Origin of the sequence: Amycolatopsis jejuensis (genome assembly GCF_000717335.1) — a bacterium.
Taxonomy (GTDB): Bacteria; Actinomycetota; Actinomycetes; order Mycobacteriales; family Pseudonocardiaceae; genus Amycolatopsis; species Amycolatopsis jejuensis.
Genome location: NZ_JNYZ01000133.1, coordinates 1 through 205, shown reverse-complemented (window position 1 = coordinate 205; position 205 = coordinate 1). Strand labels below are relative to the sequence as shown.

Annotated in this window: 1 protein-coding gene; it reads left to right on the top strand. The window is 66.8% G+C overall.

What is annotated here, in order from left to right:
* Positions 1-205: Fe-Mn family superoxide dismutase (locus OO71_RS46065; RefSeq protein WP_033296456.1), on the top strand; the 205-nt coding region annotated here is incomplete at both ends.

Genomic DNA, 205 nt, shown 5'->3' with positions numbered 1-205 from the left:
GGCGGGGGATTTCGGGTCGATCGTGGGCCTGGAGACGACGCTGGCGTTCAATCTGGCGGGGCATGCGAACCACGTGGTGTGGTGGAAGATCCTCTCGCCCGAGGGCGGGGACAAGCCGACGGGTGAGCTGGCGGCGGCGATCGATGAGGCGTTCGGGTCGTTCGATGCGTTCAAGGCGCAGTTCACGGCGGTGTCGACGACGATC